The 6809-nt window shown below is 54.3% G+C and carries 4 protein-coding genes; 3 read left to right on the plus strand and 1 reads right to left on the minus strand.

Going from position 1 to position 6809, the window contains the following annotated elements:
• Positions 1-21 precede the first annotated feature (21 nt).
• On the plus strand, positions 22-1917 hold the full coding sequence (gene parE / locus AACQ95_RS20675) for a DNA topoisomerase IV subunit B (RefSeq protein ID WP_103472158.1): 1896 nt from the start codon (positions 22-24) through the stop codon (positions 1915-1917).
• A gap of 148 nt (positions 1918-2065) precedes the next feature.
• Positions 2066-4360 carry a DNA topoisomerase IV subunit A gene (gene parC, locus AACQ95_RS20680; protein ID WP_241279677.1) on the plus strand — a complete coding sequence of 765 codons (2295 nt, stop codon included), beginning with the start codon at positions 2066-2068 and terminating at the stop codon, positions 4358-4360.
• A 91-nt stretch (positions 4361-4451) separates the two neighbouring features.
• Here parC and AACQ95_RS20685 read toward each other — a convergent pair whose 3' ends face one another.
• A complete protein-coding gene (locus tag AACQ95_RS20685) occupies positions 4452-6074 on the minus strand; it encodes a hypothetical protein (protein ID WP_241279679.1) in 1623 nt (540 codons plus the stop codon).
• 322 nt (positions 6075-6396) lie between these two features.
• Between AACQ95_RS20685 and AACQ95_RS20690 the strand changes: the two genes are divergently transcribed.
• The gene (locus tag AACQ95_RS20690) at positions 6397-6609 is read left to right on the plus strand and encodes a hypothetical protein (RefSeq protein ID WP_241279681.1); all 213 of its coding nucleotides are present in this window, start codon (positions 6397-6399) and stop codon (positions 6607-6609) included.
• Positions 6610-6809 lie beyond the last annotated feature (200 nt).

Consider the following 6809-nt stretch of genomic DNA (forward strand, 5'->3'; position numbering starts at 1 on the left):
CGTCAATTCGCAAGGCCCTCCATGTCCACTCAATACAATGCGGATGCCATTGAGGTCCTCAATGGCCTCGAACCGGTGCGTCGTCGCCCCGGCATGTACACAGACACCACCCGGCCCAATCACCTCGGCCAGGAGGTCATCGACAACAGCGTCGATGAGGCGCTGGCGGGCCACGCCCGTACCCTGGAGGTGACCCTGTTTGAAGACCAGTCCCTCGAGGTGATCGATGACGGCCGCGGCATGCCGGTCGACATTCACCCGGAGGAGGGGGTATCCGGTGTGGAGCTGATCCTCTGCAAGCTGCACGCGGGGGGCAAGTTCTCCAACAAGAACTATCAGTTCTCCGGCGGTCTGCACGGGGTGGGCATCTCGGTAGTGAACGCCCTCTCCGATCGGGTCGAGGTGACGGTGCGCCGCGACGGCCAGGTCTATGACATCGCCTTCGAGCGCGGCGACAAGGTGCAGGAGCTGACCATTACCGGCACCTGCGGGCGCCGCAACACGGGCACTCGGGTGCGATTCTGGCCGCAGGCGAGCTATTTCGACTCGCCCCGCTTCTCGGTCACCAAGCTGGAGCACCTGCTCAAGGCCAAGGCCGTACTCTGCCCCGGCCTCACCATCAAGTTCCTCGACAAGAACACCGGCATCAAGCTGGAGTGGTGCTACGAAGATGGCCTCAAGGATTATCTGGTCGATGCGGTCAAGCAGTTCACCTGCCTGCCGGAGCAGCCCTTCGTCGGCGCCTTCAGCACAGAGCAGTCCGCGGTGGACTGGGCCCTGTGCTGGTTGCCGGAAGGGGGCGAGTGCCTCGCTGAATCCTATGTGAACCTGATCCCGACGCCGCAGGGCGGTACTCACGTCAACGGCCTGCGCCAGGGTCTGCTCGACGCCATGCGCGAGTTCTGCGAGTTCCGCAACCTGTTGCCGCGCGGGGTCAAGCTGACCCCGGAAGACATCTGGGATCGCTGCGCCTACATCCTCTCCATCAAGATGCAGGATCCCCAGTTTGCCGGCCAGACCAAGGAGCGGCTGTCGTCGCGCCAGAGCTCTGCCTTCGTGTCGGGGGTGGTGAAGGATGCCTTCAGCCTGTTCCTCAACAGCAACACCGAGCTGGCGGAGCAGATCGCCGAGATCTGCATCTCCAGCGCCCAGCGCAGGTTGCGCGCCGCCAAGACTGTGGTGCGCAAGAAGATAACGCAAGGCCCGGCCCTGCCCGGCAAGCTGACCGACTGCAACTGCGCCGACCCCATGCAGGGGGAACTCTTCCTGGTGGAGGGTGACTCGGCGGGCGGCAGCGCCAAGCAGGCGCGGGACCGTGAGTTCCAGGCCATCATGCCCCTGCGCGGCAAGATACTGAATACCTGGGAGGTGGAAGCCGGTCAGGTGCTCGCCTCGCAAGAAGTGCACGACATCTCTGTGGCCATAGGCCTGGACCCGGACTCCGAGGATCTCTCCGGCCTGCGCTACGGCAAGGTGTGCATACTGGCTGATGCGGACTCGGACGGTCTGCACATAGCCACCCTGCTGTGCGCCCTGTTCGTCAGGCACTTCCGCACCCTGGTCAATCATGGCCACGTCTATGTGGCCATGCCGCCGCTCTACCGGATCGACATCGGCAAGGAGGTGTTCTATGCCCTCGATGAGGACGAGAAGAACGGCGTGCTGCAGCGGGTCGAGGCCGAGAAGAAGAAAGGCAAGGTGATGGTGACCCGATTCAAGGGTCTGGGCGAGATGAACCCGAAACAGCTGCGGGAAACCACCATGGATCCCAATACCCGCCGCCTGGTGCAGCTCACCATGGGCGAGCTGGAGGAGGGGGACGAGACCCTGCAACTGATGGACATGCTGCTGGCCAAGAAGCGTGCCCCGGATCGCCGCGAGTGGCTGGAAGAGAAGGGCAACCTCGCCATCATCTAAGCCGTCGGTCACCTGCCGACCCGCATTTCAGGCGTGCCCTCTGAGGGCGCGCCATAGCAAGAGAAAAACATATGAGTGATGCTATCGAGCTCAGTCTGTTGGATGAAGTAGAGCGCCAACCAGCTCCCGAACCGAAAGAGATAATCACATGAGTGATGCTATCGAGCTCAGTCTGGACGGGGTAGAGCGCCAGCCGATGCGCGCCTTTACCGAACAGGCTTACTTGAACTACTCCATGTACGTCATCATGGACCGGGCCCTGCCGCATATCGGCGATGGCCTCAAACCCGTGCAGCGGCGCATCATCTACGCCATGAGCGAGCTGGGTCTGTCGGCCCTCTCCAAGCACAAGAAATCCGCCCGTACCGTGGGTGACGTGCTGGGCAAGTACCATCCCCACGGCGACAGCGCCTGTTATGAAGCCATGGTGCTGATGGCCCAGCCCTTCTCCTATCGCTACCCGCTGGTGGATGGTCAGGGCAACTGGGGTGCGCCGGACGATCCCAAGTCCTTCGCCGCCATGCGTTATACCGAGGCGCGGCTGTCGCGCTTCTCCGAGCTGCTGCTCTCCGAGCTCGGCCAGGGCACTGTGGAGTGGACACCGAACTTCGACGGCACCATGAAAGAACCCGTGGTGCTGCCCGCCCGCCTGCCGCACATACTGCTCAACGGCATCACAGGCATAGCCGTGGGCATGGCGACGGATATCCCGCCCCACAACGCGCGGGAAGTGGCTTACGCCTGCGCCGAGCTGCTGGACAACCCCAATGCCGGGCTGGATGCGCTGATGGCGCACATTCAGGGGCCGGACTACCCGACCAGCGCCGAGATCATCACGCCGCGCGATGACATCCGCAAAATCTACGAGACCGGCAAGGGCTCCATCAAGCAGCGGGCGGTCTGGAACGAGGAGGATGGCGACATCGTCATCACGGCGCTGCCCCATCAGGCCTCAGGCGCCAAGATCATGGAGCAGATCGCCGCCCAGATGGTGGCCAAGAAGCTGCCCATGGTCACCGACCTGCGGGATGAATCGGACCATGAGAACCCGACCCGTCTGGTGATCATTCCCCGCTCCAACCGGGTGGACATGGAGGCGTTGATGGCCCACCTGTTCGCCACCACGGATCTGGAGAAGAACTATCGCGTCAACCTCAACATTCTGGGGCTGGACAACCGGCCGCAGGTGAAGACCCTCAAGATGATCCTCTCCGAGTGGATCACCTTCCGCCGCGAGACGGTGCGCCGTCGCCTGCAGTATCGCCTCGACAAGGTGCTGGCTCGCCTGCACATCCTCGAAGGCTTGCTGGTGGCCTACCTCAACATCGACGAGGTGATCGAGATCATCCGCACCGAGGATGAGCCGGGCAAGGTGATGGTGGAGCGCTTCAACATCAGCGAGACCCAGGCAGAGGCGATCCTCGAGCTCAAACTGCGCCACCTGGCGAAGCTCGAAGAGTTCAAGCTGCGCGCCGAGCAGGACGAACTGGCCATAGAGCGCGACAAGCTCGAACTGCTGTTGGGCTCGGAGCGCCGCCTCAACACATTGCTCAAGAAGGAGCTGCTGGCAGATGCCGAGAAGTACGGCGACGATCGCCGCACCCCGCTGGTGGAGCGCGCCAGCGCGGTAGCCTTGACCGAGAAAGAGCTGACCCCGAGCGAGCCGGTCACCGTCATCCTCTCGGGTGCAGGCTGGGTACGGGCCGCCAAGGGCCACGACGTGGACGTGGAAGGCCTCTCCTACAAGGCGGGGGATGGTTATCTGGCCCACGCCTGCGGCCGCAGCAACCAGCAGGCTGTGTTCCTCTCCACCCTGGGACGCACCTATGCGCTGGAGGCTCACACGCTGCCATCGGCCCGCAGTCAGGGCGAGCCGCTCACCGGCCGCTTTGCGCTGGGCGCAGGCGAAGAGGTTCGTCATCTGGTGATGGGCAACGAGGGGGAACCTTATCTGATCTGTTCGGATGCCGGTTATGGCTTCGTCTGTACCTATGACGATCTCATCGGCAAGAACAAGAACGGCAAGGCGCTGCTGACTGTGCCGGAAGGGGGCCAGGTGATGGCACCCCAGAAGATTGGCTCGCCGGAGACCGATCTCTGCATGGCCATCTCCAACGAGGGGCGCATGCTGCTGTTCCCGCTCAACACATTGCCGGTACTCGGCAAGGGCAAGGGCAACAAGCTGATCAGCATTCCGTCCGCTCGCGTGAAGGCGCGGGAAGAGTTTATGGTGATGGCCGCCATTATTCCGCAGGGGCAATATGTCACCCTGTTTGCCGGCAAGCGCAAGCTCACTCTCAAGCCATCTGACCTTGACTACTACCGTGGCGAGCGCGGCCGCCGTGGCGCCAAGCTGCCCCGCGGTTTGCAGCGCGTCGATCGCATCGAGATTGAATCCGCTGCCGGCGCTGAGCCGGCCGCCGAGGAAAATCAGGAAGGGTGATTAATAAGAAGGGCGCGAAAGCGCCCTTCTTATTAAATTAGGATATAAACCCATATTGTATAATAAGTACATTAATCAACCTTTTTGGGTTTTATTTTCTAGGACGGTGCCTCCATATTAATTTTGTTAGAGGTAAACACAAACAAACAAATATTATGGATATTATGAATCCAACGATTTTTAAAGTGCTGTCTTCCTTTGGTGCTAAATCCATAGACTGAAGTGCTGGTTGTATAAATTCAGGAGATAGTGATGCGGAGGCGAGCACGCCAAAAAAAATTGTAATTCTCTTACTATCAATGTCAGAGGATATTTTCTCATTCAAATCCAATGATTTTCTTACACCCTCAAGCCTTTTTCTTACATTATCAATACTTTTCGCAACAAAATCACCATTTTTTACATTTTCTATGAAAGCCGCAATCTCACCATATTTTTGAGCTGATGTTAATGATGATTCAAAATTTATTATAGATAATTCCTCTTGAACTAACTCAATTGTATTTCGGCAGTTCTCTATCCGCTTTTCCGCGTAGTTATAATAAACTTTTATGTATTCTCCAATCTCATTAAGAGTCAGCGTATCCGCAATGACATTGTCAAAAGTGTAAGAATCTTGAACGTTAAGATCGTCAGTTGCATCTTTAGCCATTAAAACTAAAGAAATTGAGTCACTAAAAAAATGATTATAGTCATTGAATAATCTTATGTCTTTTGCTTTATGTAACTGCTCTGGGGCAGGGATGACTCGAGACATCACAGAGTCAACAAAATATTTATGAGAGTTCCAATTATCAGATGATTTTTTCATTTGCCTAGAATGTTCATCGATAAAAATCACTGGTTTCGCACACCAGAAAGAACCAAGAGATGTATCTTGGAAGCTTTTCGCAAACCATTTAAAATCTAACGTTACTCTCTCTTTTTCTATTGATGCAGCTAATAATGAGAGTAGATTTCTTGAAATATCAGTTATGGTTATTACATCAGTTTGTACAAGATTAAATAAAGTTAATTCTTCTTCCCCAAACTCCATTGTGTGGGGTCTTTCTAAGGATAAATCTATTATGTGGTAAAGCTCTTTTCTATTAATGAGTTTCATTAATAATGGCTCTTTAGATAACTCATGAGTTATGGCTGCTAAGAGTAGATCTTTACAGCAAAGAAAAGAAGTCACGTTTAACTGGCTTTTGTTTATTGTGTATCCTATCAACTCCTTGTTGGTATAATTATTAAATCCTGATATGGACTTGAAGGAAAGCTGGATTGTGCCATCATCATATATAGATACTAAGGGGAGATACAACTCCAAATTGTCACATCCTTCCGTGGCTATTGACACAGGATGCATGAAAAGTCGTATTTTTGGCAATGGAAATGAATAAGAGGAGTTAAATAGTCTTTTTTCTGCTAGAAGCATGTTAAGAGCTATTAGGAAGGCATAATGATAGATCTGATGGCTGTTGGATTCAATAAAGTCGCTGTGATTAGCAACACGCATACCTTGTTCATTCAATGCCATTTGTATTTTTAATGTTTCGTGTGTTAGTTTGCCATCTTTTTTATAAGATAGTGTGTTGTTACTATCTAGCGACATTAAAAATACATCTGACGATAATAATTTATTAACTGACGAGATACCTCTGAAATTCAAAATACGTGATGAGTAGATATATGCATTTTCACCGGAATATCTGTCAGGCATGCTCATCATTGTATTGTCTCATTAATTTCTATTTGTTTATTTAAATTCGGCATCCAAAAATCATTAAGATACCAATCATAATTTTTAGAGCAGTGTACTGTTGTTGGGGAGGGGACTGAAGCCTTTGAATCAGGATATGTGAGATAGGTAGGTCTGATTACTAAACATCATTAGGTGTGTGCGAAAGCAGGCTGTCGCAATTCTGCTGGCAACCCCCTCTTTTTTCCCTTTTTCCAATCGCCACTGGGCCAATGGCGCGACCTATTACGCCCCTCCCATCGTCCCTGCTCGCTAAGCTTGAAGAGGAGAGCACAAAGCCAGGAGGCCAATCATGGAGATCGACAAAGCCATCGATTTGATCGAGGCTCACGGGACCTTTCACGGGGATCACTACAGCTTCAACAGCGGCGAGTTCGTGCAGTGGTGTCGGGAGGACAACCATCAGACCCTCAGCCTAGAGCAGGCCAACAGCGAGTTGGCCCCCTTCTGCACCAGAGTGGGTTATTCGGAGCCGATCAGGGCGTGGCGTTACTACCTGACCTGAGCGCCAGGACAAGGCGAGCTTGGTGAAGGATGGGAAAGGGCAGGGGCCGGGCTCCTGCCCTTATTGCATGGATTGTAGTGGTCAACTAAATCCGGACACACAGTTAAGCCGATTCTCGGCCTCTGCTGGCGGTATCCCATCATTGTGTTGATGTGGACGCCGCCAGTTATAGTAATCCATCAGGTAGGAACTGATATCCC

Source organism: Aeromonas sp. MR19 (assembly GCF_963899305.1).
Lineage (GTDB): Bacteria > Pseudomonadota > Gammaproteobacteria > Enterobacterales > Aeromonadaceae > Aeromonas > Aeromonas bestiarum.

Excerpts from the sequence above, each read along its gene's own strand:
- parE (WP_103472158.1), top strand. The coding sequence starts at position 22 with ATGTCCACTCAATACAATGCGGATGCCATTGAGGTCCTCAATGGCCTC.
- parC (WP_241279677.1), top strand. The coding sequence starts at position 2,066 with ATGAGTGATGCTATCGAGCTCAGTCTGGACGGGGTAGAGCGCCAGCCG.
- AACQ95_RS20685 (WP_241279679.1), bottom strand. The coding sequence starts at position 6,074 with ATGATGAGCATGCCTGACAGATATTCCGGTGAAAATGCATATATCTAC.
- AACQ95_RS20690 (WP_241279681.1), top strand. The coding sequence starts at position 6,397 with ATGGAGATCGACAAAGCCATCGATTTGATCGAGGCTCACGGGACCTTT.